29 protein-coding genes, 1 tRNA gene, 1 pseudogene and 1 riboswitch are annotated in these 26,266 nt (G+C 70.6%); of the genes and pseudogenes, 13 read left to right on the forward strand and 18 right to left on the reverse strand.

The genetic code is table 11. The features are described from left to right. Nucleotides 1–30: 30 nt before the first annotated feature. Nucleotides 31–1,023 (reverse strand): 8-oxo-dGTP diphosphatase MutT, encoded by a 993-nt coding sequence (gene mutT, locus F563_RS0113165; RefSeq protein WP_019015145.1) that lies wholly within the window; start codon nucleotides 1,021–1,023, stop codon nucleotides 31–33. Between the two features lie 55 nt (nucleotides 1,024–1,078). After that, nucleotides 1,079–1,861 (reverse strand): SDR family NAD(P)-dependent oxidoreductase, encoded by a 783-nt coding sequence (locus F563_RS0113170; protein WP_019015146.1) that lies wholly within the window; start codon nucleotides 1,859–1,861, stop codon nucleotides 1,079–1,081. A 53-nt stretch (nucleotides 1,862–1,914) separates the two neighbouring features. On the opposite strand from F563_RS0113170, the gene F563_RS0113175 reads away from it, so the two are divergent. The 3 genes from F563_RS0113175 to F563_RS25865 all read left to right on the forward strand — a co-directional run bounded on the left by F563_RS0113175 (nucleotide 1,915) and on the right by F563_RS25865 (nucleotide 3,662). Beyond that, nucleotides 1,915–2,802: a formate dehydrogenase accessory sulfurtransferase FdhD gene (locus F563_RS0113175; protein ID WP_019015147.1), complete on the forward strand. Its 888-nt coding sequence runs from the start codon at nucleotides 1,915–1,917 to the stop codon at nucleotides 2,800–2,802. Further along, nucleotides 2,799–3,437 carry a molybdenum cofactor guanylyltransferase MobA gene (mobA, locus tag F563_RS0113180; RefSeq protein ID WP_026299562.1) on the forward strand — a complete coding sequence of 213 codons (639 nt, stop codon included), beginning with the start codon at nucleotides 2,799–2,801 and terminating at the stop codon, nucleotides 3,435–3,437. The genes F563_RS0113175 and mobA overlap by 4 nt, the downstream gene beginning before the upstream one ends. Before the next feature lie 99 nt (nucleotides 3,438–3,536). Beyond that, complete coding sequence (locus F563_RS25865) at nucleotides 3,537–3,662, forward strand: hypothetical protein (protein ID WP_019015149.1); 126 nt, start codon at nucleotides 3,537–3,539, stop codon at nucleotides 3,660–3,662. Nucleotides 3,663–3,733: 71 nt separating this feature from the next. Here the strand turns inward: F563_RS25865 and F563_RS0113190 are convergent, their stop codons facing one another. Beyond that, complete coding sequence (locus F563_RS0113190; protein ID WP_019015150.1) at nucleotides 3,734–4,057, reverse strand: DUF1244 domain-containing protein; 324 nt, start codon at nucleotides 4,055–4,057, stop codon at nucleotides 3,734–3,736. Between the two features lie 85 nt (nucleotides 4,058–4,142). Here F563_RS0113190 and F563_RS0113195 point away from each other — a divergent pair, with 85 nt between their 5' ends. From F563_RS0113195 to F563_RS0113210, 4 genes are all read left to right on the forward strand, one after another. Continuing rightward, on the forward strand, nucleotides 4,143–5,420 hold the full coding sequence (locus tag F563_RS0113195; protein WP_019015151.1) for a glycerate kinase type-2 family protein: 1,278 nt from the start codon (nucleotides 4,143–4,145) through the stop codon (nucleotides 5,418–5,420). Between the two features lie 12 nt (nucleotides 5,421–5,432). After that, nucleotides 5,433–6,866 (forward strand): pyruvate kinase, encoded by a 1,434-nt coding sequence (gene pyk / locus F563_RS0113200; protein WP_019015152.1) that lies wholly within the window; start codon nucleotides 5,433–5,435, stop codon nucleotides 6,864–6,866. A 46-nt stretch (nucleotides 6,867–6,912) separates the two neighbouring features. Continuing rightward, nucleotides 6,913–7,305 carry a hypothetical protein gene (locus tag F563_RS0113205; protein WP_019015153.1) on the forward strand — a complete coding sequence of 131 codons (393 nt, stop codon included), beginning with the start codon at nucleotides 6,913–6,915 and terminating at the stop codon, nucleotides 7,303–7,305. Nucleotides 7,306–7,401: 96 nt separating this feature from the next. Next, entirely contained in the window at nucleotides 7,402–7,788 is a 387-nt protein-coding gene (locus F563_RS0113210) for a hypothetical protein (protein ID WP_084596586.1), read from the forward strand. 131 nt (nucleotides 7,789–7,919) lie between these two features. Here the strand turns inward: F563_RS0113210 and F563_RS22560 are convergent, their stop codons facing one another. The 4 genes from F563_RS22560 to nadC form a co-directional block, all read right to left on the reverse strand. Then, the gene (locus tag F563_RS22560) at nucleotides 7,920–9,671 is read right to left on the reverse strand and encodes a TRAP transporter permease (protein WP_019015155.1); all 1,752 of its coding nucleotides are present in this window, start codon (nucleotides 9,669–9,671) and stop codon (nucleotides 7,920–7,922) included. Nucleotides 9,672–9,793: 122 nt separating this feature from the next. Then, nucleotides 9,794–10,771, reverse strand: a complete 978-nt coding sequence (locus tag F563_RS0113220; RefSeq protein WP_019015156.1) for a TAXI family TRAP transporter solute-binding subunit — start codon at nucleotides 10,769–10,771, stop codon at nucleotides 9,794–9,796. Beyond that, a complete protein-coding gene (locus F563_RS0113225; protein WP_019015157.1) occupies nucleotides 10,768–11,343 on the reverse strand; it encodes an LOG family protein in 576 nt (191 codons plus the stop codon). Before F563_RS0113225 ends, F563_RS0113220 begins: the two co-directional genes overlap by 4 nt. Further along, on the reverse strand, nucleotides 11,340–12,188 hold the full coding sequence (gene nadC / locus F563_RS0113230; RefSeq protein ID WP_019015158.1) for a carboxylating nicotinate-nucleotide diphosphorylase: 849 nt from the start codon (nucleotides 12,186–12,188) through the stop codon (nucleotides 11,340–11,342). Before nadC ends, F563_RS0113225 begins: the two co-directional genes overlap by 4 nt. Nucleotides 12,189–12,397: 209 nt before the next feature. On the opposite strand from nadC, the pseudogene rpmE reads away from it, so the two are divergent. The 3 genes and pseudogenes from rpmE to F563_RS0113245 all read left to right on the forward strand — a co-directional run. After that, nucleotides 12,398–12,604, forward strand: a pseudogene (gene rpmE / locus F563_RS25625) (50S ribosomal protein L31); the annotation flags it as partial. Between the two features lie 268 nt (nucleotides 12,605–12,872). Continuing rightward, nucleotides 12,873–13,328 carry an Hsp20 family protein gene (locus F563_RS0113240; protein ID WP_019015160.1) on the forward strand — a complete coding sequence of 152 codons (456 nt, stop codon included), beginning with the start codon at nucleotides 12,873–12,875 and terminating at the stop codon, nucleotides 13,326–13,328. A gap of 148 nt (nucleotides 13,329–13,476) precedes the next feature. Then, nucleotides 13,477–13,551 (forward strand) — tRNA-Val (locus tag F563_RS0113245). Here the strand turns inward: F563_RS0113245 and F563_RS24485 are convergent. Together F563_RS24485 and F563_RS22570 are read right to left on the reverse strand one after the other, a co-directional pair. Next, nucleotides 13,522–14,664 (reverse strand): hypothetical protein, encoded by a 1,143-nt coding sequence (locus F563_RS24485; RefSeq protein WP_026299565.1) that lies wholly within the window; start codon nucleotides 14,662–14,664, stop codon nucleotides 13,522–13,524. The two genes, F563_RS0113245 and F563_RS24485, sit on opposite strands and share 30 nt — an antisense overlap. A 195-nt stretch (nucleotides 14,665–14,859) precedes the next feature. Next, nucleotides 14,860–15,723: an EAL domain-containing protein gene (locus F563_RS22570; RefSeq protein WP_019015161.1), complete on the reverse strand. Its 864-nt coding sequence runs from the start codon at nucleotides 15,721–15,723 to the stop codon at nucleotides 14,860–14,862. A gap of 449 nt (nucleotides 15,724–16,172) precedes the next feature. Here F563_RS22570 and F563_RS0113260 point away from each other — a divergent pair, with 449 nt between their 5' ends. Beyond that, nucleotides 16,173–17,525, forward strand: coding sequence for a globin-coupled sensor protein (locus F563_RS0113260; RefSeq protein ID WP_019015162.1), 1,353 nt, complete (start codon nucleotides 16,173–16,175; stop codon nucleotides 17,523–17,525). A 30-nt stretch (nucleotides 17,526–17,555) separates the two neighbouring features. On the opposite strand, the gene F563_RS24870 is transcribed toward F563_RS0113260, so the two are convergent. From F563_RS24870 to F563_RS0113295, 7 genes are all read right to left on the reverse strand, one after another. Continuing rightward, nucleotides 17,556–17,894 carry a DUF190 domain-containing protein gene (locus F563_RS24870; protein WP_019015163.1) on the reverse strand — a complete coding sequence of 113 codons (339 nt, stop codon included), beginning with the start codon at nucleotides 17,892–17,894 and terminating at the stop codon, nucleotides 17,556–17,558. A 3-nt stretch (nucleotides 17,895–17,897) separates the two neighbouring features. Further along, nucleotides 17,898–18,290, reverse strand: a complete 393-nt coding sequence (gene crcB, locus F563_RS24875) for a fluoride efflux transporter CrcB (protein WP_019015164.1) — start codon at nucleotides 18,288–18,290, stop codon at nucleotides 17,898–17,900. Between the two features lie 32 nt (nucleotides 18,291–18,322). After that, the gene (gene crcB, locus F563_RS0113275) at nucleotides 18,323–18,727 is read right to left on the reverse strand and encodes a fluoride efflux transporter CrcB (protein ID WP_019015165.1); all 405 of its coding nucleotides are present in this window, start codon (nucleotides 18,725–18,727) and stop codon (nucleotides 18,323–18,325) included. A gap of 54 nt (nucleotides 18,728–18,781) precedes the next feature. Beyond that, nucleotides 18,782–20,287, reverse strand: coding sequence for a MutS-related protein (locus tag F563_RS0113280; protein WP_019015166.1), 1,506 nt, complete (start codon nucleotides 20,285–20,287; stop codon nucleotides 18,782–18,784). A gap of 11 nt (nucleotides 20,288–20,298) precedes the next feature. Beyond that, on the reverse strand, nucleotides 20,299–21,771 hold the full coding sequence (locus F563_RS0113285; protein ID WP_019015167.1) for a MutS-related protein: 1,473 nt from the start codon (nucleotides 21,769–21,771) through the stop codon (nucleotides 20,299–20,301). A 197-nt stretch (nucleotides 21,772–21,968) separates the two neighbouring features. Next, a complete protein-coding gene (locus tag F563_RS0113290) occupies nucleotides 21,969–22,388 on the reverse strand; it encodes a universal stress protein (protein ID WP_019015168.1) in 420 nt (139 codons plus the stop codon). A 1-nt stretch (nucleotide 22,389) separates the two neighbouring features. Next, nucleotides 22,390–23,556 (reverse strand): cation:proton antiporter, encoded by a 1,167-nt coding sequence (locus F563_RS0113295; protein WP_019015169.1) that lies wholly within the window; start codon nucleotides 23,554–23,556, stop codon nucleotides 22,390–22,392. A gap of 96 nt (nucleotides 23,557–23,652) precedes the next feature. Then, nucleotides 23,653–23,714: riboswitch (Fluoride riboswitch) on the reverse strand. A 323-nt stretch (nucleotides 23,715–24,037) separates the two neighbouring features. Between F563_RS0113295 and F563_RS22575 the strand changes: the two genes are divergently transcribed. Together F563_RS22575 and F563_RS22580 are read left to right on the forward strand one after the other, a co-directional pair. After that, nucleotides 24,038–24,577: a bactofilin family protein gene (locus F563_RS22575; RefSeq protein ID WP_019015170.1), complete on the forward strand. Its 540-nt coding sequence runs from the start codon at nucleotides 24,038–24,040 to the stop codon at nucleotides 24,575–24,577. Nucleotides 24,578–24,612: 35 nt separating this feature from the next. Continuing rightward, complete coding sequence (locus F563_RS22580) at nucleotides 24,613–25,098, forward strand: hypothetical protein (protein ID WP_035575235.1); 486 nt, start codon at nucleotides 24,613–24,615, stop codon at nucleotides 25,096–25,098. A 7-nt stretch (nucleotides 25,099–25,105) separates the two neighbouring features. On the opposite strand, the gene thpR is transcribed toward F563_RS22580, so the two are convergent. Together thpR and F563_RS0113315 are read right to left on the reverse strand one after the other, a co-directional pair. Next, the gene (gene thpR / locus F563_RS0113310) at nucleotides 25,106–25,642 is read right to left on the reverse strand and encodes an RNA 2',3'-cyclic phosphodiesterase (protein WP_026299569.1); all 537 of its coding nucleotides are present in this window, start codon (nucleotides 25,640–25,642) and stop codon (nucleotides 25,106–25,108) included. A gap of 4 nt (nucleotides 25,643–25,646) precedes the next feature. Further along, entirely contained in the window at nucleotides 25,647–26,228 is a 582-nt protein-coding gene (locus tag F563_RS0113315; RefSeq protein ID WP_051089389.1) for an arylesterase, read from the reverse strand. Nucleotides 26,229–26,266 lie beyond the last annotated feature (38 nt).

Here is a 26,266-nt window from a genome sequence, read left to right on the forward strand (position 1 = left end):
CTGGATGCTATCACATCATGATAGCATCGACTACAGGAAGTCGCGCAGCTGCGCCACCAGGGGAATATCCGCCGGCGGCATCGGGTACTCGGCGAGCCGCATCGGCCGTACCCAGGCGAGCTCCTGGCCCTCGCGCGGGGTCGGCTCGCCCTGCCAGCGCCGGCAGAGATAGAGCGGCATCAGCAGGTGAAAGGTCTCGTAAGCGTGGCTCGCGAAGGCGAACGGAGCGAGGCAGGCAGCCGAGACATCGATGCCGAGCTCCTCCTTCAGTTCGCGGATCAGCGCCGCCTCGGGCGTCTCCCCCTCGGCGAGCTTGCCGCCCGGGAACTCCCAGAGCCCGGCGAGTGTCTTGCCCTCGGGCCGGCGCGCCAGCAGCACGCGGCCGTCGGCATCGATCAGCGCCACCGCAGCGACCAGCACGATCGGCCGCGGCGCGCCGGGGGTGGCCGCGCCGTGGCCCGACGCCTTCATCACGTCGGCGCGCGTCAGGCGGAACCAGCGCACCGGGAACGCGCCGCCGCGGGAGCGGAACTCCTGCTCGGCCTCGTGGGTGAAGCGGAACCCGTGCTTCGCCAGCACGCGCGCCGAGGCATCGTTGTCGTCGGCGACATAGGCGGTGAGGGTATCGAGGCCGAGCCGGCCGAACGCGAACTGCACCATCCGCCCGGCCGCCTCGGAGGCTACGCCGTGGCCCCAGTAGCGGCGGCCGATCCAGTAGCCGAGCCGCGCGGTGCGCGCGTCCTCGCGCGTCAGCCCGATCACGCCGACCGGATGCTCCTCCTCGCGGCCGGTGATCACCAGGTGCCAGGCACGGCCGGCGGCGAGATCGGCGGACGCACGGGCGATCCAGCCGGCGAGTTCCTCGCGCGGATAGGGGAACGGCACGCCTCCCAGCATGCGCGCCACATCCCAGTCGTTGATCAGCCGATGCAGGGCCGCGACATCATCGGGCGTGATCGCGCGCAGCCTGAGCCGCTCGCTCAGGAGCGGCGCGAAGGCAGCGTCGGACTCGGCGGCCGGCATGGACGGGGATGTAGCTTCCCGCCGCTGCACGGTCCACAGCAGCAGGCCCAGGCGCTCAGTACGCCATCCAGCCGCCGTCCACCATCAGCACCTCGCCGGTGATGTAGGTGGCCTCGTCGGAGGCGAGGAACAGGGCGGCATTTGCGACGTCCTCGCTGCGGCCGAGCCGCGGCCAGGGCGTGCGCGCGTGGCTGTAGTCGAGCCAGCGCGGCTCGACCGCGCGGCCGGTCTTGCCGGTCAGGATCTTGCCCGGCGCGACGGCGTTGCAGACGATCCCGTCCTTCGCGTAGTCCACCGCGATCTGGCGCGTGATGTAGTTCGTGCCGGCCTTGGCCACGCCATAGGCGACATCCTCCGGCGCGGCGACCATGCCGTGCTGGCTGCCAATGTTGACGATCCGCCCGCGCACGCCCTCTTCGCCGGCGGCCTGGGTCAGCATCTGGCGCACCGCCGCGCGGCTCATCAGGAACACCCCGGTGATGCCCACGGCGAGGGTTGTGTTCCACGCATCCAGGGTGGTGTCGGTCAGTCTGCCGCCGCGCGCGCCGCCGATCGCGTTGTTGACCAGGATATCGAGCCGCCCGAACCGATCGACCGCCGCCGCCACCGCCGCCTCGGCCTCGGCCTCGACCGAGACGTCGGTCTTGCGGAACAGCACCGGACGGCCCTCGCGCTCCAGGATCGCACGCGTCGGATCGCCGCCCTCGCGCACCGTCTCGGTGATGTCGGCGATCACCACGATCGCGCCCTCGCGCGCGAACCTCAGCGCGATCGCCCGGCCGATCCCGGACGACGCGCCCGTCACCAGCGCCACCTTGCCGAGAAGCCGATCCGCCATCCCGTCTCCCCCGAATGCTTGAACCTGATGCACTTGGGCCGCATGTTCGGAGCATGGAGACCACCGCGGACGCTCCGCTGATCGTCCCCGACCCGACGGACCCGCGCCTGACCCGGCGCGTCGGCGGCATAGACCACACCGGCGCGGCCGTCGAGACCAGCGTCACGGTCGAACGGCCGCTGACGCTGTTCCTGAACGGGCAGGAGATCGTCACCATGATGACGATCGGCGATTACCCGGAGTATCTCGCGCTCGGCTATCTGCTGAACCAGAACATGTTGCGGGCCGACGACGAGGTGACGGGCGTCGAGCACGACGAGGAGCTCGACGTGGTGGTCGTGCGCACCGCGCGCGCGACCGACTACCAGGAGAAGCTCCGGAAGAAGACGCTCACCTCCGGCTGCGCCCAGGGCACCGCCTTCGGCGACCTCATGGAGCGGTTCGAGCGCGTCCGCCTGCCCGCGGCGGAACTGCGCACGAGCTGGCTCTATCGCCTCACCCACGCGATCAACACCATGCCGAGCCTCTATCTCGAGGCCGGCGCGATCCATGGCTGCGTGCTGTGCCGCGAGGACCGCCCGCTCGTCTACATGGAGGATGTCGGCCGGCACAACGCGGTGGACAAGATCGCCGGCTACATGTTCCGCCACCGTGTCGAGCCGGCCGACAAGATCTTCTACACCACCGGGCGGCTCACCTCCGAGATGGTGATCAAGACCGTGCAGATGGGCATCCCGATCCTGGTCAGCCGCTCGGGCTTCACGGCGTGGGGCGTGGAGCTCGCGCGCCAGGCGGGGCTCACGCTGATCGGGCGCGCACGCGGCAGGCGCTTCCTCGCCCTCGCCGGCGAGCAGCGCATCGTCTTCGACCTCGATCCGGGCTTCGTCGAGGAGGAGAGTGCCAGGCACCGCCGCAAGGGCGCCCAAGACAGTGAACCGTGACGACCACTGACCATCCACCCACCCTGGGCGTGCTGCTCGCGGGCGGCCTCGCCCGCCGCATGGGCGGCGGCGACAAGGGGCTGAAGCGCGTCGGCGGCGAGACCATCATCGCGCGCGTGATGGAACGGCTCCGTCCGCAATGCGCGGGACTGATCCTCAATGCGAACGGCGATCCCGCCCGCCTGGCCTTTCTCGGCCTGCCGATCGTCCCGGACAACGTCCCGGGGTTCGCCGGCCCGCTCGCCGGCGTGCTCGCGGCACTCGACTGGTCCGCGCGCGAGCGACCGGACATCGGCTGGGTGGTGTCCGCGCCGACCGACGGCCCGTTCCTGCCGCGCGACCTGGTCGCGCGCCTGCACGAAGCGCGTGCCGCGGCGGGCGTGCCGCTCGCCTGCGCGCGTTCGGCCGGGCAGGCCCATCCGCCGATCGGGCTCTGGCCGGTCGCGCTGCGCGGCGACCTGCGCCATGCGCTGGTCGTCGAGACCGAGCGCAAGATCGACCGCTGGACCGCGCGTCACGGCATCGCGCACGCGGATTGGGCGGTCGATCCGGTCGATCCGTTCTTCAACGCCAACTCGCCGGAGGATCTGGCCGAGGCCGAGGCGATGATCCGCCGGCTGGACCGGTCGGCCTGACGGAGGCAACGCGGGGTCCGCCGCCCGCCTGTCCGCCTTGAAAATCGGCGGAAATCGACGCATGTGAACGAAAAAGGGCAAGGGAGTGGGCAGTCAGCCATGAAGGCCTTCATCATCGCCGTGATCGTCGCCGCCGTGCTTGCCGTCGGCGGATGGTACGTGCTCGACCAGAATTTCCAGCAGAGCGCCGAGGCGGCGTTCACCACCACCGGCGTACGGCTCTGAACCGGGCGCGGCGCCGACGCTCCGCGGCGATCGGGTGATCGCCGCGGAGACGCACGGGTCGCTGCCCAGCCTCAGTGCCCGGGATGCGCCTTGGCGAAGGCGGCCTTCTGCGCAGCGCTCGCCTCGGTCTGGTACTTCGCCTGCCACTCCTTGTACGGCATGCCGTAGATGATCTCGCGCGCGTCCGGATCGGCGAGCGCGATTCCCTTCGCCTCGGCCGCCTCGCGGTACCAGCGCGACAGGCAGTTCCGGCAGAACCCCGCGAGATTCATCATGTCGATGTTCTGCACGTCGGTGCGCTCGCGCAGATGCTGAACCAGACGGCGGAATGCCGCGGCCTCCAGCTCCGTGCGCGTCGCGGGATCGATCTCGGGTGCAGCCATGCGCTCCTCCATGGGCTCGGTCACGGGGGATAGATGGCGCGCCCCTCCCCGCTTCGCCATACTCCGCACGGACGCCAGCGAGGGAGGGGCGAGCAGCGTGGCTTCGTGGGATGACGCGCAGGCGCGTGCGGCACTGCGTGCGGTGTTCGACGCGGCCGTGGCGGCCGCCGATCCGCGGCGGGTGCTGCCGGCGCATCTGCCGGCGCGCCCGCGCGGCCGGACCGTGGTGGTCGGCGCCGGCAAGTCGGCCGCCGTCATGGCCGCCGCCGTCGAGGATGCCTGGGACGGATCGATCGACGGTGTCGTGGTGACGCGCGACGGCCATGCGGTGCCCACGCGCTCGATCGCGGTGCTGGAGGCCTCGCATCCGGTGCCCGATGCGCGCAGCGAGGCGGCGGCGCGGCGCATCCTGGCCGCGGTGCAGGGGCTCGGGCCGGACGACCTCGTCCTCGCGCTGATCTCGGGCGGCGGGTCGGCGCTTCTGGCCCTGCCCGCGCCGGGCCTGACGCTCGCGCACAAGCAGGAGGTCAATCGCGCGCTCTTGCATTCGGGAGCGACCATCCACGAAATGAACTGCGTGCGGAAACACCTCTCGGCGATCAAGGGAGGGCGCCTCGCCGCCGCCGCGCACCCGGCGCGCGTGGTGACGCTCGCGATCAGCGACGTGCCGGGCGACGATCCGGCGGTGATCGCCTCGGGTCCGACCGTGCCCGACCCGACCAGCTTCGCCGATGCGCGCGCGCTGATCGACCGCTACGGCATCGCCCTGCCGCCGGAGGTCGCGGCCCATCTCGATCGCGCCGAGGACGAGACGCCGAAGCCCGGCGATCCCCGGCTCGCCGGCGCCGCGTTCCGCATGATCGCGACCCCGCAGATGGCGCTCGAGGCCGCGGCGGCGAAGGCGCGCGAGCTCGGCCTCGCGCCACTGATCCTCGGCGATGCGCTGGAGGGCGAGAGCGCGGTGCTCGGCACGGTGATGGCCGGGATCGCGCGCGGCTGCCGCGCGCACGGCACGCCCGTCACCCCGCCGTGCCTCTTGCTCTCGGGCGGCGAGACGACCGTGACCATCAAAGGGCCGGCGGGGCGCGGCGGACGCAACACGACCTTCCTGCTCGGCCTCGCGCTCGCGCTGAAGGGCGAGCCAGGGATCTGGGCGATCGCCGGCGACACGGACGGGATCGACGGCACCGAGGACGCGGCCGGCGCGATCGTGACACCCGACACCCTCGCCCGCGCACGCGGCTCCGGGCTCGATCCTGCCGCCGTGCTCGCGCGGTTCGACAGCTACGGGCTGTTCGCAGCCCTCGGGGACCTCGTGGTCACCGGCCCGACGCTCACCAACGTGAACGACATCCGCGCCGTCCTGGTCGCCTGACGGAGCCCCTCGATGCGCCAGAAACCCGCGCTGCGCCGCCACCGCCGCACCAAGATCATCGCGACCCTCGGTCCGGCCTCGTCCACGCCCGAGATGATCGGGCACCTGTTCCACGCCGGGGCGGATGTGTTCCGGCTCAACTTCAGCCACGGAACGCACGAGGATCATGCCGCGCGCATCGAGGCGATCCGCGCCCTTGAGAAGCGGAGCGGCCGGCAGATCGCCATCCTTGCCGACGTGCAGGGGCCGAAGCTGCGCGTCGGCACGTTCCGCGGCGGGCTGGTCCAGCTCGCGACCGGCGCGCGCTTCCGGCTCGATCTCTCGCCGGTGCCGGGCGATGCCGCGCGCGTGCAGCTGCCGCACCCCGAGATCATCAAGGCGGCCGGGATCGGCTCCACACTCCTGATCGACGACGGCAAGGTGAAGCTGCGGGTCGACAAGAAGCGCGCCGATCATCTCGAGTGTGAAGTGGTGGTCGGCGGGGCGGTGAGCGACCGCAAGGGCGTGAACGTGCCGGACATCACGCTGCCGATCCCGGCGCTGACCGAGAAGGATCGGCGCGATCTCGACTTCGCGCTCCAGCACGGCATCGAGTATGTCGGCCTCTCGTTCGTGCAGCGCCCCGAGGACGTCGCCGAGGCGAGGGCGATCATCAACGGCCGCGCCTGGATCATGACCAAGCTCGAGAAGCCGTCGGCGCTGGAGGCGCTCGATCAGATCGTCGCGCTGTCCGACTGCGTGATGGTCGCGCGCGGCGATCTCGGCGTCGAGCTGCCGCCCGAGAACGTGCCGCTGGCGCAGAAGCGCATCGTCAAGGCGTGCCGGGCGGCCGGCAAGCCGGTGGTCGTCGCCACCCAGATGCTGGAGAGCATGGTCTCGACGCCGACGCCGACGCGCGCCGAGGCCTCGGATGTCGCGACCGCCGTGTTCGATGGTGCGGATGCCGTGATGCTGTCGGCCGAGAGTGCGTCCGGCAGCTTCCCGCGCGAGGCGGTGGCGATGATGGACCGGATCGTCTCGCGCGTGGAAGGCGATCCCACCTATCGCGAGATCGTCGAGGCGACACGGCTCCTGCCCGAGCGGAGCTCGGCGGATGCGATCGTCGCCGCGGCGCGCCAGGTCGCGCATACGATCGGCGCCGAGGCGATCGCGACCTTCACCATGTCGGGCTCGACCGCGCTCCGCATCAGCCGCGAGCGGCCGATCGCGCCGATCCTCGGGCTCACGCCGCGCGAGGAGACGGCGCGACGGCTCTGCGTGGTGTGGGGGGTCTATCCGATCGTGACGGCGGATGCGCACAGCATGAGCGAGGCCGTGGCCAAGTCGCTCCGCATCGCCGCGCAGGAGAGCTTCGCTGGCACCGGCGAGGAGATCGTCGTGGTCGCGGGGATGCCGTTTGGCACCTCGGGCACCACCAACGCGCTCCGGATCGCGACGATGCCGTGAACGGCGCGCGGAGCCGGGACGCCCCACGAACGTCCAGGAGGGAGGCATGGAGTTCAGGACACGCGTCGCCATGATTCTGCTCGCCACCGCGCTCGCGCAGCCGGCCGGTGCAGTCGAGGCGCCGTCGAGCCTGCAAGGCATCTGGTCGCCGGATCTGTCCTGCGACACGGCCGCGCTGCGCCACATCGTCGGCCGGACGACGCTGGAATGGCGCGACGGCGGGGAGCGTATCGCCGAGGCCGATGTCCACTACCGCGTCCGCGGCAACGACATCGCCGCGACGGTGCAGCAGGTACGGAATGGCGATGCCTCGCTCCGACCGGGCGATGTCGTGACCTACCAGAGGGTCGCTGGCGGGCTGAGGCCGCTCACGATCGAACGCAACGGGGCGGCGATCGACATCAGCCGACCGCGAACCTTCTTCCAGTGCCGCCGCTGAGCGGTTCGCGACGCCGCCATACCATGCAAGCCGATCTGCGCTAGACTGCATGCCGCGTCGGCACGCGCCGGCATCCACGGTCGGGAGAGCTGGGCCATGCGTCGACGACTCCGTGTGGCCGCGCTCCTGGCGTTGGCCGCGAGTGGGCAGGCCGCTGCCGAATCGCCCTCCGATCTGCGCGGCATCTGGTCACCCGACATCTCGTGTGCCGAGACGAGCCTCCGCCACATCATCGGTGCGAACACGCTGGAGTGGCGCGATGGCGGCAGGCGTCTCGTGCTGGCGGAGGTGCGCTTCATCATCCAGGCCGACCGCATCGCCATGCAGGTGCGCAGGGCCGAGAACGGAGAGTCGCCGCTGCGTCCTGGCGACGTGGTGCAGTACCGCCGCGTCCCCGGCGGGATCAGGCCGTTGGTGATCGAGCGGGACGGCACCTCGACGGACATTGCCCAGGTCAGGGTGATGTACCGCTGCCGGCGCTGATACCAGGCTGCCAAAGGTTATACCATTGGCAGCCCGGTATCGCGCGCAGGGCTGGTGTGGCGGCTGCGCGCCAAAGGAGACCTCATACCCGGCGCACGAAGGTGAAACCTTCGTGCGCCGGGTATGAGGCGTCAGCGCCGCCGGAGAAACACCAGCCAAGCAGCCAGGAGCAGGGCGCCCGCGAGATCCGCCCAGGCGATCGGCGCGACCAGCGCCGCCCCCGCGAGTCCCAGCAGCGCGCGATCGGGCGCCGCCAGCCGCCGCGCCAGCCACCCCTCCAGAGCCGCGGCGAGCGCCACCACACCGGCGAGCGTCGCGGCGAGCGCCAGCACGATCGACAGCGGATCGCCGATCAGCAGCAGCGCCGGCCGCCAGACGAAGCAGAACGGCAGCACGAAGCCGACGACCGCGAGTCGGCAGGCGATCACGGCGATGCGCAGCGGATCCGCACCCGCGATCGACGCCGCGGCGAACGCCGCCACCGCCACGGGCGGCGTGATCGCCGACATCGAGGCGAAATAGACCACGAACAGGTGGGCCGCGAGCATCGGTACGCCGAGATTGACCATCGCCGGCGCGGCCAGCACCGAGGCCAGCACGTAGACCGCCGGCGTCGGCATCCCCATGCCCAGCAGCAGCGTCACGCCCGCGGTGATCAGCATGACCACGGGCAGCAGATCAGGCGCGAAGGAGAACAGCAGCGACGAGAACTTGCCGGCAAGATCGGTGATGGTGAGCGAGCCGACCACCAGTCCGGCGACCGCGCAGGCGATGCCCACGGGCGCGGCGCGACGGGCCGCCTCGATCGCGGCGGTCAGGACGGTCGCTGCCGTGTGCAGCGGCGCGCGCGTGCGCAGCAGCAGGATGGCTGCCGCGATCACCACCGCAAGTCCCGCGCCGTAGACCGGCCGATCGGCGGACAGCACGAGCCACACCAGGGCGGCGATCGGCACCAGATGCCACCAGCCCGCGCGCAGCACGGCCCCGACCCGCGCGGTGGCGCCGTCGAACGCGCCGAGCCGATCCAGCTCCGCGCGCGCATGCACGGCGAAGAACACCGCGACGTAGTAGAGCACCCCCGTGAGCGCCGCCGAGGCGACGATCTCGGCATAGGGGATGTTGGTGAAGTCGCTCATCAGGAAGGCGGCACTGCCCATCACCGGCGGCAGCAGCGCCCCGCCCGTGGAGGCCGAGGACTCCACCGCCCCGGCATAGGCCGGGCGGTAGCCGAGCCGCTTCATCATCGGAATGGTGAGCGCACCGGTGGTGACCACGTCCGCGGTCGGGCTGCCCGAGATCGTGCCGTAGAGCGCGGACGAGACGACGGCCACCTTGGCCGGTCCGCCCGCCTGCCGGCCCACCAGCGCGGCCGAGAGGTCGAAGAAGAAATCCCCGCCACCGGAACGGTCCAGCACCGCGCCGAACAGCACGAACACGTAGACCAGGAATGCAGCGACCGCGAGCGCGGGGCCGATCAGGCCGTTGGTCGTGAACACCAGATGGTCGAGGATCTCGGTGATGCTGAGCGGGCGATGGCCGAAAGCGCCCTCCAGCCGGTCGCCGAACACGGCATAGGCGAGGAACAGCAGCACCAGGACCGCGAGCGCCAAGCCGATCGTGCGCCGCGTCGCCTCCAGCACCAGCAGGATCAGCGCCGACGCCGCGATCAGATCGCCCACCGAGAGCGGGCTCACCATCGGCCAGCGCAGCGCGTGCGCCTCGGCATGGACCAGGAACCAGCCGACCGAGACCCAGGTCGCGGCGACGAGTCCCCAGGACGGCACGGACCGGCCGGTCGGGCGTTGCGGATTCCCCGTGACGGTCAGGAAGCCGATGGTCAGCACCGCGCCGAGGAAGACGAACAGGCTGACGGTGCGATCCACCTCCCAGCCGAGGGCGAGCGCCAGCAGGAAGGCCGACAGCGCGGCACCGACCGCGCCGACCAGCGCCGCCTCCGCCGGGGGAAGCGTGCGCGGCCTTCCCGGCAGAAACGACGTGAGCAGGGTCAGCTCATCAGCCCGGCGGCGCGATAGGCGCGCTGGGCGCCCTCATGCAGCGCGACCCCGCCCGTGTCCGGCAGCGCCCGCACCTCCAGCCGCGCCATCGTCGCATGCGAGCGCTTGACCGCCTCGAAATGCTTGATGATGGCGTTCACGACCGCCTCGACCGTGTCGGCCGGCACGGCGGCCGAGGTCAGCAGCACCACGTGGGCGCGGAACGTGTGCAGCGCCTCGGGCTGGAACGGGTAGGCATTGGCCGGGATGGTGATCGGCGTGGACCCGAGCCGCGCATTCACCTTCTCGACCAGGTCCGGTCCGAAGCCCAGGAACTTCACATCGAGCCCGCGCACCGCGTTCAGCACCTGGCGCGAGGGGAAGTCCACCACATTGGTGATGATGTCGACCTGGTTGTTCTTCAGCATCTCGAGCGCGTCGTTCCAGGCGACGTAGTGCACGCGCCCGCCCCAGCGCTCGATCTGCGGGAACGGTGCGCCGGCGGCGGCGAAGGCCTCCTCGGTGGCGAGCGCCATCATCGTGCCGCGCAGATTGGCGGTGACGCGCACGGGGGCGCGCTTCTGCGCGATCTCCTCGAGCGTGGACACCGGCGCGCCGGCGCGCACGATCGGCTGCCAGGCCGCCTCGCTGTCGATCAGGCTGACGCCGCGGATATCGGGCATCGCCCGGTCGAACGGCGCCTCGCCCTTGATGGCGCGCAGTGCGATCTGCGCGTGCGCGATGCCGAGCTGCACGCGCCCCTGCGAGACCAGCGTCACGTTCGCCGCGTCGCGGCCCGGCTCATACGAAAACGCGGTGCCCGGATGCTCACGCCGGATCGCCTCGCCGATCGCGTTGCCGATCGCGCTCCAGGCGCCGCCGACCGAGCCGCCGGCGAGGGTGAGGCGGAGTGCCTCCTGCGCGTGCGCCAGCCCGAAGGCGGGCAGCGCCGCGGCGGTGCCCAGAAGCGTGCGTCGTCCCAGTGTCATGCCAGTCTCCCCTCGATGGGCGCCTCAGGCGCCAGTGCCTGCTCCACGGCGCGCAAGGACGCCGGAACATCCGGCAGGATCGACCAGGCGCCGGCGAGATGCGGGCGCAGCACCCCGGCCGCCCCGAACGCCGCCATCATCGTGGCGAAAGGCCGCCAGAACCCCTCGACATCGACGAACAGCGTCGGCTTGCGCGCAATCCCGACATCGAACCAGCTGATCATCTCAAGGGCCTCGTCGAGCGTGCCCACGCCGCCCGGCAGGGCGACGAACAGGTCGGAGAGATCGGCCATGCGCTGCTTGCGCTCGGCGAGGGAGTCGACCAGGTGGAGCTCGTCGATATCCGCGGCGGCGCGTTCGCGGCTGATCAGGTGGCGCGGCATCACCCCGACCACGCGCCCGCCGGCCGCGCGCGCGGCGCGCGCCGCCTCGCCCATCAGGCCGCGCGAGGAGCCGCCATAGACCAGCGTCAGCCCCCGCGCGGCAAGGCCCGCACCGAAGGCCGAGGCCGCGGCCCGGAACGGCTCGGGCAGCGTGTCGTTCGCGCTGCAGAACAGGCCGACCGCGCTCACCCGCCGTGTTCCAGCGTCGCGTCGAGGCCGATATCCACCGCCGGAGCGCCCTGGGTGATCCGCCCGACGCTGATGAAATCGACCCCCGTCTCGGCGATGCCGCGGATGGTGTCCAGGTTCACCCCGCCCGAGGCCTCGACCGGGATGCGTCCGGCGACGATCGCCACCGCCTCGCGCAGCATGTCGATCGTCATGTTGTCGAGCAGCAGCATGTCCGCGCCGGCCTCGACCGCCTCGCGCACCTGATCGAGCCGGTCGCACTCCACCTCGACCTTGGTCAGCACCGGGGCGGCCGCCTTGGCGCGCGCCACCGCGGCGGCGATCGAGCCACAAACCGAGATGTGGTTGTCCTTGATCATGATCCCGCCGGCGAGGTCGAGGCGATGGTTGCGCGCCCCGCCCAGCGTGGTCGCGTGCTTCTCGATCGCGCGCAGCCCGGGCGTGGTCTTGCGCGTGTCGATCAGCTGCGCCCGGGTGCCGGCGATCCGCTCGACGTAGCGGCGCGTCAGCGTGGCGATGCCGGACATGTGCGAGAGCAGGTTGAGCGCGGTGCGCTCGGCGGTCAGCAGGGCGCGGGCGGGACCGGTGACGGTGGCGAGCACGGTGCCGCGGGCGACGCGGTCACCATCGGCGGCGCCAGGCGCGAAGCCGCAATCGGGGGCACGGCGGCGGAACACGGCCTCGGCGACCGGCAGCCCGGCCAGCACGATCTCCTCGCGCGTGCGCAGCACGAAGGTCGCGCGGGTGCCGTCGGGGATGACGATCTGGCTGGTCAGGTCAACCGCGCCGATATCCTCGGCCAAGGCGGCGTCGATGATCCGGTCGACCGCAGTCCACTCGAGCACGGGACGTCCCCTGATCGTTTGTATACCTATGATCGAGTGTGTGCCGTCGCGGCAAACCCGTCAACGCCCCCGACCGGGCGCGGGCGAGCACCCCAGGGAGGCAGCCCCGCGCGCGGCCGCCTTGCCTGCCCGGCGCGGTTCGGCTATCCCGCCCGCTCTCGCGCGGCGGTCGGCATCGCCGCGCCATTGCCGGTGAAAGGTCGCGGGCCATGAAGAAGGGCATCCACCCGAACTACCACGAGATCACCGTCGTCATGACCGACGGGTCCTCGTTCACGACCCGGTCCTGCTACGGCAAGCCCGGCGACACGCTGCGGCTCGACATCGACCCGAAGTCGCACCCGGCCTGGACCGGCCAGCAGCGCGTGGTGCTCGACAGCGCGGGTCAGGTCTCGAAGTTCAACAAGCGCTTCGCGGTCGATCTGTCGAAGATGAACATCAAGGCCGCGGCGAGCATCAACAAGGGCGCGAAGGCGGCCCCCGCGCCGGCCGCCGGCGCTGGCAAGCCGGCCCCCGCGAAGAAGAAGTAGCGCCCGGCACCCCCTTGAAGGGGGGCCCCCCGCCTCCTACGTCGTCGATGCCGGGATGCCTCCGGGGTCCCGGCACGATCGGTCAGGCTTCGGCTGACCATGAGGGTGCCGTGCCCGACCGACCGGACCTTGCTTCCATGAAGGAGGACCGACGATGAACGCCTTCGACTTCTCTCCGCTGTTCCGCTCGACCATCGGCTTCGACCGGCTGTCGCGCCTGATGGACACGGCCCTGAACGCGGCCGATGCGAGCTATCCGCCGTACAACATCGAGAAGCTCGGCGAGGACCAGTACCGTCTGACCATGGCGGTGGCCGGGTTCGGCGAGTCCGATCTGGAGATCAGCCAGAAGGACAACGCCCTGGTCGTGACCGGCAAGGCGGCCAAGGAGGCCGAGCCGCGCCAGTTCCTGCATCGCGGCATCGCCCGGCGCGCGTTCGAGCGCCGCTTCGAGCTGGCCGACCACATGGTGGTGGACGGCGCGAGCCTGGAGAACGGGCTGCTCCACATCGCGCTGCGCCGCGTGGTGCCCGAGAGCCTGCGGCCGCGGCAGATCCCGATTACCAAGGGCCAGCCGCAGGTGATCGAGACCGAGGCGCGCGCCGCCTGAGTGCGCGTCGCGACCGTTCGGCCGCGTGACCCGGCGGCGTCCGGACGGGGTGCGCCAGCGCCCCGCTCCGGCGCCGCTTTCGCATGCGCGCGCCCCGCTTGACCCGCCGGGCAAACCCCGCCAGAAGGTCGCATCTTCCCGACCTAGCGGGCGCGTAGCTCAGCGGGAGAGCACTACCTTGACACGGTAGGGGTCAGAGGTTCGATCCCTCTCGCGCCCACCAGGATGCCGGCATCTCCACCGCCCCCAGTGCCAGGGTGTCCGGGGCATCGCCGCCCTGCGCAGGCAGCAGCGGACAGTCCGGCGCCGCACAGAAGCTGAGCCGGACGGGGCGCCGCGCCAGCGGCGTCGGCACAGCCGGGCGAGCATCCGAGACGGCGCAGCGGCAACGCGGCCATGTGCGGGGACAGCTCGTTGCCGTGGGCGGCAACAGGATGCAGGCGGCCACACCAGGCTGTTCCGCCAACAGTTCGAGCAGATCCAGCACACGCTGCGCGCAGGCCTCGAACACACCGAGCATCATGCCGAACCGCTCGCGGGCGAGCGCGGTCGGCGTCAGCGGCTCGCCCGGCGCGAGCCAACCCTCGGCGCGCAGCCAGGCGAGGTGATTCAGGATGGTCTGTCGGCTGACCTGGGCCCGCTCCTGCTGGCGCGGCACGAACAGAGTCGCGGGCTGCGGCCCATCCATCACGAGGTCCCACAGCAGCAACGCCCGACTGGCGACAGTGAGCCGCCGCCCGCGCGCAGCCGACCGGCCTGTCTTGTTGACGCAGAACTCGGCATGCAGACGCCGCCACGCATGCTCGGCCGCTTCGGTCAACCGCGGTGTCGGGTCCGGCCGGCCGGTGAGCTGACAGGCGATCGCGACGTAGTTGCGCCGCCGCGCGTCGGCCAAGGCGCGCAGCGCCGGCGAAGGCTCGAACACGAGCCGGCGCCGGTCGTCCTCCGCGCGCAGTGCGACCAGGTCGCCCGCGAGCCGCGCATCGCGCAGCGCGAGCTGCACCGACTGCACCGACAGGCCGGAGAGCCGCGCGAGTTCGGCCACCGACAGGCTCGCGGCGGTACCGTTCAGCCAAGCGGAGCTGCGGATCAAGGCGTGGAAAAGGATGCAGCGGCGGTGGTTGCGAAGCCAGATCTGCGCGAGCGGGTCGCCCCGCGTGCGCGCGCCCATCCCCGGCAGCGCGCGCAGGATGCGGAACCGCGGCTCCGCCGGATCGGCCGGCGTGAAGGGAACATCGGGGCGATCGCCGTACAGCGCGTCGAGGAAACGCAACGCCGAGACCTGCTCGACCAGACTCCGCGCACGGACGAAATCGCGCAGGCCCGCGCCATTCATCCCTGCTCCTTCCCTCCCCGATCGCAACGACGCTGCGCGGCGTCGCGTCCTGCCGCCAGAGACCGCTTCGAGCCGTATGCGGTTGCTTTTCTTGCTCGTCGTTCAACTTGCACGCGCCGGAGGTTAGGAACGGATCAACGGAACGGACAAGACGTTCGTATGCCGGGGCGATCGACAATTTTTGGAGGCATAGAATCAGACGGCCGGCAGTGCCGCCTCGTCCGACGGCACTCCGGGTCTGCATCGGACCCGCTCCGCCGGCACGGCGCGGATCGCGCGGTTGCGCCGGACAGTCTGCCACGGCTTTCCGAAACCGATCGGCGCCGCCTGCGACAGGGTCACGGCTTCGGCGATGACGTCCGGCAGCGCGCCGAGGGCCGGCCGCGCGAGCAGATAGCCCTGGAAGTGCCGGATCCCCATGTCGTGCAGGGCGGCCAGTTCCTCCGGCGTCTCGATCCCCTCGGCGATCATGGTGATGCCGAGGTCGTGGCAGACGCGCGCGATCGCGGCCACGATCCGCGCCCGCACCGGATCGCGATCGACGCCACGCAGCAGCTGCATGTCCAGCTTGACGATGTCGGGCTGGAACTCGACCAGCAGACCGAGCCCGGCATAGCCGGCGCCGAAATCGTCGATCGCGATCCGTACCCCGTGCGCGCGCTGCGCGGCGACCGTGTCGCGCAGGCGGCCGGGATCGCGGCTCTGCTCCGCCTCCGTGATCTCGAACAGGATCTGGTCGGGCGCGAAGCCCAAGCGCCGTGCCGCCGCCAGCGTCGCGCCGAGGCACGTCTCGGGATTGAGCGTGGCACTCGGCAGCACGTTCAGCGACAACAGCGCCTCCGACCGGTGCAGGCCGAGGGCGGCGGCATCGCGCAGGCCGGCGAGCCGACAGGCCAGATCGAGCACATGCGGATCGGCTGCCTGTCGCAGCGCCGCCAGCACCTCGCCAGCCGGCTCGCCGGCGGCGCCGCGCACGAGCGCCTCGTAGGCGAATACCGACCAGCCGCCGTGCCGCTCGACCACGATCGGCTGGAACGCGACGCGGAGCTGCCGCGCCACCAGATCACCGGGGCCGCAGGTTACACACGGCGAGCCTGCCGGGCGCCAGGCCGTACAGGACGCGGTCGCCCGCGCCGCCGCCCGGGCCAGCGCCGAATCCAGTTGTCGAACCAGGGTCATGGATCCTCGGTGTGCTGGTGGCGGGTCATGCCGCGCGGCATCGCCGTCGGCCACGCCGAGGCTGCGACGCATCGGTGAAGCAGAGGTGAATCGCCCGCTGCCATAAAATGGCGCGACCGCAGCATCGTGCGTATCGGCTGCCCTGCATGTCTACCTCGGTCCGGAAGGCGATCGTCACTGTCTCGCGTCGATCCGCCTCCATGCCGATCACGACAAAAACTGTCAGCGCGGCTTCACCACTCGTTCACCGCCGGTCCCGACCATCGTGATCGTCTGCCGCCGCGTCGTGTCCACGTCGGTAACCCACCTGAAGCAAGGAAGTCCTCGTCATGTCCGAGTCCGTTGCAGAAAGCACGCTCGCCCGTCGCTCTGCGTTCATGCGGCTCGACGCCGCGGCGTGTGCACGCCTGCGCGAGGCCTGGACCGTCGTCGAACCGGGGCTCGACGGTCTGCTCGACCGCTTCTACGGCCATCTCGCAACCCATCCCGAGATGGCCGCGATGCTCGCCCGGCACGCCGCCCGTGGCATCGAGGGCCTGAAGCAGGCGCAGCGCGAGCACTGGCGCCGTCTGTTCTCCGGCCGGTTCGATGCCGCCTACGAGGCGGGCGTGCGGCGCGTCGGCAAGGCGCATGCGCGCATCGGCCTCGATCCGCGCTGGTACTACGGCGGCTACGCGCTCGCGCTCGGCGAGATCGGCCGGTTGATCGCCGCCAGGACGCGCTGGAACGCGCCGCGTGCCGCCGCACTGATGGATGCCGTGACGGCGGCGGTGCTGCTCGACATGGACCTGGCGATCGAGGTCTATTTCGAGGAAGGACCGGCCGCGCAGGCGCGCAAGCGCGAACTCGGCCAGATCGCCGCCCGGCTGGAGGGTGCGGTCGGCAGCGCCCTGGAGGCGGTCGCGGCGACCGCGACGGACGTTCAGTCCAGCGCCGCCATGCTGGAGCAGCTCGCGCAGCGGACCGAGGGGCGGGCGCAGAGCGTCGGCGCCGCGAGCAGCCGGGCGAGCGCGAACGTGCAGACCGTCGCTTCCGCCGCGGAGGAGCTTGCGGCGTCGGTCGGCGAGATCACGCGCCAGGTGAGCGAGAGCGCGCGCATCGCCTCCGATGCCGTGCGCCGCGCGCGCGAGACCGACGCGACGGTGCAGGGCCTCGCGGACGGGGCGAAGCGCATCGGCGACGTGGTGCGGCTGATCAACGATATCGCCGGGCAGACCAACCTGCTCGCGCTGAACGCGACGATCGAGGCGGCGCGCGCCGGCGAGGCGGGCAAGGGCTTCGCGGTGGTGGCCTCCGAGGTGAAGAACCTCGCCTCGCAGACCGCCAAGGCGACCGAGGAGATCTCCGCCCAGATCGCCGCCATCCAGGGCGATACCGGCCGGGCGGTGTCGGCGATTCAGGGCATTGCCGCCGTTATCGAGGAGATCGATCGCATCGCGGCTGCGATTGCGGCGGCGGTGGAGCAGCAGGGGGCGGCGACGGCCGAAATCGCGCGCAATGTCCAGCAGGCCGCCGCCGGCACGACCGAGGTCAGCGCCTCGATCGCGGATGTGAACCTTGCCGTGACCGAGACCACCGCGGCGGTCACCGGGCTGCGCGGCTCGGCGGCCGAGCTCGCGCGTCACGGCGATGCGCTGCGGCAGGAGGTCGCAAGCTTCCTCGGCACGCTGCGCGCGGCATGACGGCGCGGGAGCGCGCGGCGACCAGCGCCCTCAACCGCCGTTCGTGCCGTACTGCACCACACGCACCTTCTCGGTCGTGACCAGCGCGCTGCCCAACATCGGACCGAGTTCGACAAGGAACATGTTGATGCGGTCCTCGGCATCGACGATCTCGATCACCAGCGGCAGGTCCTCCGACAGCCGGAGGATCTTCGCGGTGTGCAGACGGCTCGACCGCCCGTAACCCATCGGCCCGCGAAGGACAGTCGCGCCGGCCAGATGCAGCTCCCGCGCCCGCAGCACGACCGCCTCATAGAGCGGACGGCCCTCATAGCTGTCGCTCTCGCCGATGAAGATGCGCAGCAGCAGTGCTTCCTCGGGGATCTTCATGGTCTATCTCCTCAACCGGTTGATCCGGGTGGCAAGCGTCCAGCCCAGCCAGACCGCCGCGAGCCACAGCAGCACCGACACGCCGATGACGGTTCCGGCAACTGCGACGCGTCCGGCCTCGATCAGCAGCACCGTCTCCAGGCTGAAGACCGAGAACGTCGTGTAGCCGCCGCAGATTCCCGTCATGACGAACTGGCGCTGGCGCGGACTCGCGAGCAGCCGGCCGTCAGGTCCGGCAAGCGCGGCATAGCAGCCGATCAGGAAGGATCCGGTGACGTTCACGAAGAGGGTCCCCCACGGAAACCCCGCTCCCGCCCAATGATGCATCCACTCGCCGACCAGCCAGCGAGCGGTACCACCGATGACGCTGCCGGCCGCGACGGCGGCGTACAGCATGGCGGTTGCGTAACGGGCATGGACCATGCGCGTCAGCCCACCCGAACAAGCGTGGCGCCGGCCGCCAGCCCGAGCGCCGCGGCCGGCAAGCAGAGACAGAGCGAAAGGGCGACGTTGCCGGCGGCCCGGCGGAGATCGCCGTCGCGCGCCAGCGCCAGCGTCTGCAGGCTGAACGACGAGACCGTGGTGTAGCACCCCAGGAACCCCACCACGATCAGGCGCCAGCCTGGCAGCTCGGAGACCCAGGACAGGTTGGATGACGCCAGCGCGGCGACGATGCCGATCACGAAGGCCCCGCTGACATTGACCACCATGGTGCCCCAGGGGAAGGTCTCGCCGAACCGCCGCCCGACCATGCCCGAGACCCAATAGCGCGCCATGCCGCCGAACGCGCTGCCGAGCGCGACCCAGGCGAAACCATGCACCACATCCTGCATCCGCGGTGACCTCTGCGTGATCCGTCCCGGAATGATGCCACGCCAGCGCGCGAGTCACCCCGGGCTCGTCTGGGGAGCGTCCTGCCCCTCGAAGATCCTGCGGTACAGGTCGTCGGCGAAGGTCGTCTGCAACGGCTCGCCCACCGTCATTCGGAAGGTGCGCATCCCGTCGCTTCGCCGTTCCGCGCGCAGGAACAGCGCGTCCGGCCGCGACCGGTCGTACAGGCCGCGGGCCAGGGTGTGCAGATGCGTCACGAACGCGACCTTGATGCGCCGCTCGCCGAGGGCCTCGACGATCCGGCGGGCGATCTCGGATCCCTCGCGCTCATTGGTGGCCGCGAATGACTCGTTGAACAGGACCAGCGCATCGGGTGCCAGATGGTCCACGATGCGGCTCATGCGAGCGAGCTCCTCATCAAGCTTTCCGCTCCGCAGCGCGACATCCTCCTCGCGCTTGTAGTGCGTGCAGACCGAGCTGCAAACATTGGCGCAGAAGGACTCGGCCGGTACCGTCATGCCGGCCTGCATCATCAGCTGCGCAAGGCCGAGGCTGCGCAGGAAGGTCGACTTGCCGCCCCGGTTGGCACCGGTGACGACGATCAGCATGCGCCCATCCGCGTCCGCATCGTTGCCCACCACCCTCTGTCCGGCAGTCAGCGCGAGGCAGACATCGTAGAGACCGGAGAATCGCAGGCACCGCTCGCTCGCGGCGGTGGGCTCGGGCATGCACAAGGGTTCGCCGAGTGAGGCGAGTCGCCGATGCAGGTTCAGGCAGCCAAGATGGAAGGCGAGCTCGGCGCGGAGCTGGACGAAGAAGCCGAGGATGTGATCGCCGGACTGCGCGAGGGCGTTCGCGGCCTGGGCGATGCCGCGTCCCTCGAGCTCGGCGAGCGCGCGTGCGCCGCTCTCGTCGCGCGGCGCGAGCTGGAACGTGTAGGCCGGGGCGCGCCCGGCGAACAGGCGCTGGAACCAGCTCCCCTCCGGCGGATTGGGTTTCCGCAACGTGTAGTCGCGGCCCTTCGCGCCGCTGCCGAGCCGCGCACTGATCAGCGTGCCGTCGCCGAGCTTCAGGGCACGGAGGTGTTGCTGCACCTCGGCCAGGTACTCGTCGCCCAGGCCGCTTTGCAGCATTGCGAAAAAGTCCCGAAAGCCATCCGACGAGAAGCGGGGGCCATCGGCGTCAGCGATGCGCCGCAACCGCGTCAGCGCCTTCACGAACAGGCCGATCACTTCCACGGAGCGGCTGAGGATCACGCGCGGGTACTTGGAGTAGATTCCCCAGTACGCCTTCTTCTCCGCTTCGATGGCCTCGACCGTGATGGCGTAGATCTCGCGCACCAGTTCCTCCTGCGCGAGGCAGTCGCGCAGGACATCCTGCCGATACCGGATCGCTGCGGGATCGGTGAGCGGGGAAAGAAGGGCGTGATGGGCGACCTTGCGCAGGAACTCGTCGCCGTCCGCCATGGCGTCGAACAGGGTACGGAGCTCAAGATCCTGGACCAGGTCCTGCTCGTTCCAGGGGAGGGCATGGTCAGGTTCGAAGCTTCCCTCACGATCCATCAGCCGAGGTTTCACGACGGGATCCGCTCCAGGATCTCCGGCTGCGTCAGCCCGTGTTTCCGTGCGATCGCCACCGCGTGCGAGAGCCCGTCCGCCGGCGCGCGGACGATCCGAAAGGTGCGCCGCGCCGGGTTGTCGGGATCGACGGTGCTGACAAGGCTGACGGTGCTCGGTCCGAGCGAGGCGAGTTCCACGAGGAACGTCACGCACACGCACAGGAGGTCGAGTGCCACGATACGCTCCATGATTCGCCGCCCGAGCAGGATCGCGTCGTGCAGGGTGGTCGAGGTCAGCATCTCGTTGAGGATGATGATGCTGTTCGGGGTCGCCTGATCCAGGATCGTACGGACCCGGACGAGTTCGTCCTCCAGCTTCCCGCGCAGCGTGGCGAGATCCTCCTCGCGCTCGAAATGGGTGAACAGCCGATCGAACAGGAACAGCCGCGCCTCGGTACCCGGCACAGGGCAACCCAGGCTTGCAAGGTGGTGCATCTGACCGAAGGTGCGCGCGAAGGTCGTCTTGCCGCCCTGGTTCGGACCGGAGACGACGAAGATGCGCTCCGGTCCGTTCAGGTGGAAGTCGTTGCGCACGACCTCCACCTTCTCCGCGACCAGCCGGGCAGCGAGGGCGAGATCATAGCCCCGAATGCTCCTCACATCCTTCGCGCTGGCGGCGATCTCCGGATAGCAGAACGCGAGTCCGGCGCGGCGGAAGGTCCGCATGTACTCCAGATAGCCGAGATAGAACTGAACCTCTCGGTCGAAGGCGGCAATGGTGGGTTCGAGAAACTCGGCATTGCGGGTACAATAGGCGTCGAGCGCACCGAACACGTCGGGGAACAGCTTTGCGACACGTTCGAGCACCGCCCCTTCGATGTGATTCATCGGCAGCACGTCGGAGAACTCGACGAGGTGATCCTTTCCTGCGCCGTGCCGGAACCGCGCGAATGTGCGTTCGATGTCGGCGCCGTAGTCGGCTTCCGCGTTATAGCGGCGCACCGTGATCCGATCGCCCTTGATCAGCAGGCAATAATGGATGCCGTCGAGGGCCTGTTCGCACTCCCGCGTCTCGCGCTGCAGCGCGATGAACGCCGCCGAGGCAAGGTACTCGGCCAGGAAACGCCGCAGCGCCAGCCAGCCTTGCGCACGGAGTTCAGCGGCGGCAAGCGCGCTCTGGAAGGCGTTCAGTGTCGCGCAGTACGTCGCGACGGCATCGAGGAACAGCCTCTGCTTCTGGTAGTGCTCATGCAGCGTGCGTGCGCTGTCGAGCCGCTCACGCATTGTCTGCATCCCCTCCGCGAAGCCGCGCACGCAGCGGAACAGCGGTTCGCGTTCGAGATCGCGGAAGATGTCCTGCCGATACCGGATCGTCGCCGGATCGTGCAGGGGCGCGTGGAAGAACGGCGCGAGATCGTAGTGCTCGCGCCCGACCGTCACGGCGGCGACGATCTGGTCGAGATGGAGATCCCTGAAATATCCCGGCACCGCGTGCTCAGCCGCGGGGGCGCCTACCGGGCTCAGGATACTGTGGAAATCGACCGGCGACGGTCGGTCCCCGATTCCGGCCGGAGCCTGCGTGCGCGCATCCGATGACGCGCTGGAGGCGGCCGACCGTGACGCCAAGGCTGAGCTGCGCGCATCACCATCAGCGGTCAGCCGAGCCGGGTCATTGCGTTCGGCGGTCATTTCACAACGAGGACGGCGCATGGCGCCAGTGCGACCAGGCGGTCCGTCGTGCTGCCGATCACACGGTTGTAGAGCGCCGAGTGTCCCATGAAGCCGACCACCAGAAGGTCAGCGCGTTGGCGTTCGACGAACTCGACGATGCTCGGTACCGCGTGGCCCGCCACGACATGCACCTCGAGGCGCACGCGGGCGGCCTTCGCGCGGCTCTGCACGCGCGCGATCAGCGGATCGAAGTGCCGGTTGGCCGCTGCCTTCTCCTCCACAACCTCGTCGATCGTTGTGGGGATCTGCGGAAGCTCCTCGACCGAGATCATCTGGAGCGTTGCCTTGTGACGCTGGGCGAGCTCGAGCGCCGCATCCAGCGCCTTGGCTGCACCCTCTGATCCGTCATGGGCGATCACGATCCTGCGGAACATCTCAGTGCTCCTCCGCCGGTGCGGGTTGACCGGGGCTTGCGCCCTCGATCCCGCTGGGCAAAGGCTGGAACCAGCGCTGCGCGATCAGCGTGGGCACCACCGCGCTTGCGATCACGGCGCTGACCAGGACGGCGTACTGGCGCTGGTCGATGATCCGGTTGGTCAGCCCGAACAGCGCCGAGATCGTGCCGAACGTCAGCCCTGTGGACATCAGCAGCGTCGTGTACATCCCCTCGCGTCCGTCAAAGGCGAAGGCGCGTGTGAGCGGCAGGATGCCGATGAACTTGGTCGCCATCTTGATCGCCAGGAACACCGTGATCAGCCCGGCCGAAGCGATCACCGCATCGAGGTCGATCAGGGACCCCGCCTTCAGGAAGTAGAACGGTGTCAGGATCGTGAAGGCGATGATCCGCATCCGGTGCGGCAGTTCCGGCTCCGCGATGAAGGCGGGGGCGAGTGCCATGCCGACGAGATAGGCGGGCAGCACCGCCTCGCTGCCGGCGATCGTTGCGAGCCCGCCAAGGCCGAGCAGGATCAGGGCGATGAACTTCGTCTCCGGTTCGCTCACCCGGTGTCCGACCTTGGCGAAGAACCAGGGCGCGAAACGCGGCAACATCGCCAGGGCCGCCGCGGTCGCTGCGCCGAACACAAGCAGCCGCGCATCGAAATGCGCGAAGACGATGCCGAGGGCGAGCACCGTGGCGAGATCGGTCACGAAGCAGGCCGCAAGGATGATGCGGCCCATCTCGGTGCGGTTGAATCCCGTCTCGATCATCACCGCGTAGACCACCGCCACCGAGGTGGTGGAGAGCGAGATCCCGGCGATCTGCGCCGCCGGCCAATCCCAAGCGAGCGCGAAGCGCGCGAAGCCCACGCAGCCGAGATAGGGCGCGGCGAAGCTTACCGCACCGATGCCGAGACTGGGCGCCAGTTGGCGGCGCAGCGCGCGCGGATCGATCTCGGCGCCGGCGAGGAAGGTGATCATGATTGCGCCGAACCCGGCGAGGAAATTCACCCATTCCGTCAGCTCGAGATGGACCAGGTTGCCTGCGGCCGCGCCGACGACGATCTCGATGAGCGCGACCGATACGGCGAGACGGATCGAGATGATGGAGGCGAGCAGCGCGAGCCCGAGCCAGAGCGCGGAGGTCAGCCAGACATTCTCCACGGTGCGACACTCCTTCCGGCGGTCGCCGGTGCTGGTGTGTGCACGAAGACTGGCAGCGAGGTGCCCGACCGCGGGCAAAACACTCCTGCGCGTCTTCACGCGGCAGGAGTCATCAGCCCGGAGGGGCGGTTTCGGGGGACTCCATCCCCATCGAAGTGATTCAAGTTTACGCATCGGCATCGAGCGCCGCAATTGCCTTGGCGCAGGGCCGTCATGCGACCGCATCGGTTGAACCAGCGGCCGGACCCTTCGCGTTGCAGCCCCTCAGTGCCGGTGTATGATTGCTGACAGTCCGCGCCCCCCGACTCGGCGCCCCACCCCGAAGCGTGACGAGGTTCCCCTGGCCCTCTTCAAGCGTCCCAGGACCGACGCGCCGGCGGCCGCATCCGATGCCGACGCCGGCTATCGCGACGGTGTCCGCCCCGTGTCCGACGAGGCGGTTGCCCGCCCGACCACGATCCGAAAGGAAGGCCCCTCCCCCATGGCGTTGAAGCCGAATTTCCCGGCAACCGGGATCCCGCCGCAGCCGACCCAGCCCACCGCACCGTCCGCCGGCCCCGTGGCGCGGCCCGCACCGGCCGCGAGGCCGCAGGCGGGCGACCGTCGGGCGCTCGTGGTCGGGCGCGGCATCGCGCTGGCGGGCGGGGCGATCAGCGATTGCGAGCGGCTGGAGGTTCACGGCACGGTCGAGGTGTCGATCCGTCACGCGCTCGAACTGATCATCGCCGATTCCGGCGTGTTCCGTGGCGAGGCCGAAATCGAGGAAGCCGACATTTCCGGCGCCTTCGACGGCTCGGTCACGGCCACCTCGCGGCTGGTGGTGCGCTCCACCGGCAAGGTGACCGGCACGATCCGCTGCCACCGGCTGATGGTCGAGGAAGGCGCGCAGGTCTCGGGCAAGATCGAGATGATCCCGGGACCGGCCGCCGCCGCCGCACCCGCGCGGGCGGCTGCCGCCCCCGCGGCCGAGGCGCCGGCCGCGCCGCCGGTGCCGCCCGAGCCGGTCTACGCGCGCAGCTAGCCGCAAGCGGGCACAGGAGCGCGCCGCCGCCGCCCATGGCCGCCTCTGCCCCCGCGGCCCTCGCGCTGCTGGCGGGGGCCGTTGCCCTGATCGGGTGCGCCGGCTCTCAACCGGAGCGCGAGCAGGCAGCCCTCGACCACGCGCTGAGAGACATGGCCGCGGCCCAGGCCGGGCTCGAGGCGATGCGTCGTGGCTTGGCGCCGCACGAGGTCACGCCCCGGCCCATCATGCCGCTCGCCGCGCGGGTCGGCAGTACGCGCTCCCCGCGCGCGGCCGGCGATCTCGCCGGCCTCACCGGCGGCGAACTGCGCGCCGTGATGGGCGATCCCGATCTCGTGCGCGACGAGGGCGAGGCGCAGGCCTGGCTCTATCGCGGCCCGTCCTGCCTGCTCGACGTGTTCCTCGAGGGCGAGGGCGAACCGCGCGTGGTGCTGGCGACCGCGCGTGCCGCCGGGCTCGAACGCGTGCCGGAGGAGGTCTGCCTGCGCGCGCTCTCGCGCGCCCGGGCGCGGTTGTGGTGAACCGCGCTCACGCGAGCGCGTAATCGGCCTCCGCCGTGTAGTGCGCCTGGTCGCGTGCCAGGTGCGATGAGAACAGCGTGAAGCGCTCCACCGGCACGGGGGCCGCCCGGAACAGCCCGTGCGTGCGCAGGAACTCGCCGAGCTTCACCGGGTCCGGGTTGTCGAGCCGCGCGAGCGTGACGTGCGGGGTGAAACGCCGCCGCTCCGGCTCGCAGCCCGCACGCACCACCGCGCTCTCCACCTTGGCGCGCAGGTGTTCGAGCGCCGGGTTCTTCTCCACCCCGACCCAGAGCGCGTTCGCGCGGCCGCGCGCCTCGAACGCGCCCACCCCCGCGAGCGTGAGATCGAACCCGCGCGCGCTGACGCCCGAGAGGCTCGCGTCGATGTCGTCGGCGCGGCCATTGTCCACCTCGCCGATGAACCGCAGCGTCAGGTGGTAGTTCTCCGGCGGCACCCATTTCGCGCCGGCGAACCGGTGCGCGACCAGGAGCCTCAGCCGCTCGCGCAGCTCCGCCGGCAGGGCAAGGGCCACGAACAGGCGCACCACGTCACGACCTCGCCTTCTCGATCAGCCGCTCGACCGCGGGCAGGATGCGCTCGACCATCACCGCAACCCCGCGCGCGTTCGGGTGGATCCCGTCCGGCTGGTTGAGCGCGGGCTCGGCCGCGACACCATCCAGGAAGAACGGATAGAATACCACCGCGTGTTCACGCGCGAGCCGCTCGAAGGCGCCGCGGAACGCCTCGCCGTACTCGGCGCCGAGATTGGGCGGCGCGAGCATGCCCGCGAGCAGCGCCGGCACATTGCGCTCGGCGAGCCGGCGCAGGATCGCGTCCAGATTCGCATAGGTCGCCTCGGGCGGGATCGCCCGCAGCCCGTCATTGCCCCCCAGCGCGACGATCGCGACATCCGGCCGGTCGGCGAGCGCCCAGTCGAGTCGCGCCCGCCCGCCGGCGCTGGTGTCGCCCGAGACACCCCCGTCCAGCACGCGCGCCGGGATGCCCTTGGCCCGCAGCGCGGCTTCGAGCTGGGCGACGAAGCCCTCCGACCGCGCGAGCCCATAGCCCGCGGTCAGGCTGTCGCCGAGCGCGAGAATCCGCACCTCGCGCGCCTCGGCCCGCCCTGACATGGGCGTGAGAACGGCGCAGGCCACGAGCGCCAATGCTT

The sequence above is a fragment of the Elioraea tepidiphila DSM 17972 genome, assembly GCF_000378465.1.
GTDB classification, from domain to species: Bacteria; Pseudomonadota; Alphaproteobacteria; order Acetobacterales; family Acetobacteraceae; genus Elioraea; species Elioraea tepidiphila.

Bases quoted from the DNA above. Each gene is read 5' to 3' on its own strand.
- F563_RS0113290 (WP_019015168.1), bottom strand. From the start codon at position 22,388: ATGTTCCGCAGGATCGTGATCGCCCATGACGGATCAGAGGGTGCAGCC.
- F563_RS24870 (WP_019015163.1), bottom strand. From the start codon at position 17,894: ATGAAGATCCCCGAGGAAGCACTGCTGCTGCGCATCTTCATCGGCGAG.
- F563_RS0113220 (WP_019015156.1), bottom strand. From the start codon at position 10,771: ATGACACTGGGACGACGCACGCTTCTGGGCACCGCCGCGGCGCTGCCC.
- F563_RS0113170 (WP_019015146.1), bottom strand. From the start codon at position 1,861: ATGGCGGATCGGCTTCTCGGCAAGGTGGCGCTGGTGACGGGCGCGTCG.
- crcB (WP_019015165.1), bottom strand. From the start codon at position 18,727: ATGCAGGATGTGGTGCATGGTTTCGCCTGGGTCGCGCTCGGCAGCGCG.
- pyk (WP_019015152.1), top strand. From the start codon at position 5,433: ATGCGCCAGAAACCCGCGCTGCGCCGCCACCGCCGCACCAAGATCATC.
- F563_RS0113280 (WP_019015166.1), bottom strand. From the start codon at position 20,287: ATGGATCGTGAGGGAAGCTTCGAACCTGACCATGCCCTCCCCTGGAAC.
- F563_RS0113260 (WP_019015162.1), top strand. From the start codon at position 16,173: ATGTCCGAGTCCGTTGCAGAAAGCACGCTCGCCCGTCGCTCTGCGTTC.
- F563_RS0113205 (WP_019015153.1), top strand. From the start codon at position 6,913: ATGGAGTTCAGGACACGCGTCGCCATGATTCTGCTCGCCACCGCGCTC.
- F563_RS22575 (WP_019015170.1), top strand. From the start codon at position 24,038: ATGGCGTTGAAGCCGAATTTCCCGGCAACCGGGATCCCGCCGCAGCCG.
- mutT (WP_019015145.1), bottom strand. From the start codon at position 1,023: ATGCCGGCCGCCGAGTCCGACGCTGCCTTCGCGCCGCTCCTGAGCGAG.
- F563_RS0113175 (WP_019015147.1), top strand. From the start codon at position 1,915: ATGGAGACCACCGCGGACGCTCCGCTGATCGTCCCCGACCCGACGGAC.
- F563_RS0113315 (WP_051089389.1), bottom strand. From the start codon at position 26,228: ATGTCAGGGCGGGCCGAGGCGCGCGAGGTGCGGATTCTCGCGCTCGGC.
- F563_RS0113240 (WP_019015160.1), top strand. From the start codon at position 12,873: ATGAACGCCTTCGACTTCTCTCCGCTGTTCCGCTCGACCATCGGCTTC.
- F563_RS25865 (WP_019015149.1), top strand. From the start codon at position 3,537: ATGAAGGCCTTCATCATCGCCGTGATCGTCGCCGCCGTGCTTGCCGTC.
- F563_RS24485 (WP_026299565.1), bottom strand. From the start codon at position 14,664: ATGAATGGCGCGGGCCTGCGCGATTTCGTCCGTGCGCGGAGTCTGGTC.
- crcB (WP_019015164.1), bottom strand. From the start codon at position 18,290: ATGCTGTACGCCGCCGTCGCGGCCGGCAGCGTCATCGGTGGTACCGCT.
- F563_RS0113190 (WP_019015150.1), bottom strand. From the start codon at position 4,057: ATGGAGGAGCGCATGGCTGCACCCGAGATCGATCCCGCGACGCGCACG.
- F563_RS0113210 (WP_084596586.1), top strand. From the start codon at position 7,402: ATGCGTCGACGACTCCGTGTGGCCGCGCTCCTGGCGTTGGCCGCGAGT.
- F563_RS22580 (WP_035575235.1), top strand. From the start codon at position 24,613: ATGGCCGCCTCTGCCCCCGCGGCCCTCGCGCTGCTGGCGGGGGCCGTT.